The 2,649-nt window shown below is 35.9% G+C and carries 2 protein-coding genes; both read right to left on the bottom strand.

The window, feature by feature from the left end:
- Positions 1 to 73 precede the first annotated feature (73 nt).
- Entirely contained in the window at positions 74 to 1,462 is a 1,389-nt protein-coding gene (locus tag GZ78_RS26975; protein ID WP_051785691.1) for an AAA family ATPase, read from the bottom strand.
- A gap of 172 nt (positions 1,463 to 1,634) precedes the next feature.
- Positions 1,635 to 2,447: a hypothetical protein gene (locus GZ78_RS26970; RefSeq protein WP_034843446.1), complete on the bottom strand. Its 813-nt coding sequence runs from the start codon at positions 2,445 to 2,447 to the stop codon at positions 1,635 to 1,637.
- Positions 2,448 to 2,649: the final 202 nt, after the last annotated feature.

Genomic DNA, 2,649 nt, shown 5'->3' with positions numbered 1-2,649 from the left:
TTCCATTTCTGAGTGTGAGAGCTACAGAATGTACCAGCAGCTGGCTCACATCTGAAATATCAGTCGATTGCACTTATTGTATTAATCCAGCTTTATCTCTCTTTGAATTTCTCTCTTCTTCTTGAGCATCCTGTAATTCTGACAGCATTCTAACAGAATCAGGACTATAGCGAGTTCTACACAATTCAAGACTCTGTATTTGTTGACGCAAATTTTCTATATTTACCGAAGCTAAGTTAGTCTTATAACCTACTATTGCCTCTCTAGCTTTTGTTATTGTTTCATTACAAGTATCGACAACACTTAACAGTTCTTGCCAGTAAGTATCTATTTGCTGTTTGTCTGTGTCTTCACCTATAGACTCAAGAAGCTGTGTTTCTTTCTGTTGTCTTAATTTTGTTAGCAAACCTTTAATTTCAAGGAGTAGCTGTCTTGCTTTAGACTCATCAAAAACAGGAGGCTGGATATCAATATGTTCCTGCCAACCATCAATTACTGCACTTGCTGTAGTAAAACTCGATTTCAAAGTTTCTATTATTGATTCTGAACAAGCTGTAGATATTGCAACTTCTAATTTTGCAACATCAGATTTTAGCTTGTTGTAATCTTGGTTGAAATAGCTTCGATACGCATTTATTAAGTCTAAACCCTCTAGTGACTGGTCGCAGAAAGGACAGTTTTGTTCACCATATGCAACCCCATCACTAATCCATTTCTCATAACCTGGTTTACTATGAGAATCTATAAATGCCTTTACCTGCTCTTCAGCGGCCAAGTCTATATTATCAAGTGAATTTTCGAATATCTCAAAGATTGAATCAGTTTTTAAGTTTGGTTTTATTAATAATTTAGGCGAAGCTTTCGCTTGAATAAGATCAATGTTTTGTGCCTCAACAATTTTTTCATTTAGAGCATTGATCTGTGAATCAATATCAGTAACTTCTTCTAAAGCCTGAAACTGAGAAAGAGTTAACCCCCTATGAAATGCGCTAAGTTGAGATATGATATCACGAACGTTAGCAGCTGCTGCTTTTGTATCTTCATCTGCTTGGTCGTAAACTCTTTGTGCATTGACCGCACTTTCACCAAGTGCAAATTGCAATAAATTTTTTCTTTGATCTGATGTAACCTGACCCCCAGCATAAACGTTTTGTTCTACAAAATCGGAGTCAAAAACTAATAGCTCTGAGTGCTCTTGACTCCATACACCATTTTGAAACGTAGATCGTTGGCCATTGTTAAACTGAAAATCAACTTCAGGAGCATTGTTTCCATCAATAGTTCTTCGATTGATAATAAGTTCAGGTTTGTTTACTGAACATGAGCGAAAAATTGATGCTAGCGTAGACTTTCCTCTTCCATTATCTGCGTAGATGAAACTTGCTTTTTTTAAAGAATGAGATCTTGCATCAACATCGTGTAGCAAACCTATTCCTTTAATCCGATGTATTCTTACTAACATCTAACTTCCTAAGATAACAACTTTTAATATTTGAGAAGAAAATTGGGGGATTAACTCTTAGCACATAACGCCTGCTTCAGCCGCGCCGCCGACGGCGGCGTCGGGTGGAGGGGCGAAGCCCCGGAACGAACTGGAAGCATTTGTTAGGCTGAAAATTGTAAAAATCTTTCTTTTATAATGCTAATTTAGAAAAATCTATGCTACAGCAGCATTGATTACATTCTCTAAAATTAAGTGTTTGAAGGAGTTTACCTGAAAACTCAAGATCAGGATTTAACTTCACGCGAAAATAATGCATTAGTTTTTCTTTTAGCTTTTCTTTGTAAGAATTGTGCCAGATATATATTATTGAATCTTTCTTTGCACTTTTAGCTACGAAAAAGCTTCTATTTCCGTTTATATCAATAGTGTTTTGATGTACATCTGATTTGAAATAAAACAACTTGGCTTGTTCCATAAGTTGATCTATTTCATCCTCTAGGGTTGAGATATTAACATCATTGAATTCTACAATACCGCTATTTGAGCCAGTTACTTTATTCGGAGGATTTTGTAGGAAAAATGTAGCTTGCAATCTTGATAAAAATCTATTCTGATTATCTTCATATAGTTTATGATTGCTCTTAAACCACTTCCTGAATCTTTCAATCTCTCTATCACCTTTATGTATGATTTCTTGAGGTATTTCAAAGTTGTTATAGTTGGATTTTATTCTATCGCAGTTCTTATCTTCATGATAAGCAGGATTATTTCCTTCATACACAAATTTTTTGGTATCTATCGGGCTGTTCTTTACATAAGCTTCTTTTAAGAATGCTGATGGATCATCGAATAGCAATTTTGCACTAGCAAGCCATGCTTGCTCTTTATACGATAATATCCAGATATTTTGTTTATAAAGTTGATTGAAATGTTTAGGATCAATTTTCTGATAATCCACACTTCTTAGTATTTTTCCGCAATTGTACTGTGTTATGAAAGGCATTTTAAATAAACCACATAAAATTTATCTTCACTGTACATGCGGTTTCTTACTTTGCAATTCGCATTTACCGAGCCTTTCTTGATATTTACTAAGGTGTTTCTTTTTCAGCCTAACGCTTGCAGCAGGGGCGGCGAACACAGTGAGGCGTCCCTTTTGCCTGCACTTGTTAAGTGGCCCTGGCCGCTACGATGGTTGGGCTGGC

This window comes from Endozoicomonas numazuensis (genome assembly GCF_000722635.1).
GTDB lineage: Bacteria > Pseudomonadota > Gammaproteobacteria > Pseudomonadales > Endozoicomonadaceae > Endozoicomonas_A > Endozoicomonas_A numazuensis.
This window is presented reverse-complemented; position numbering and strand designations above follow the sequence as displayed.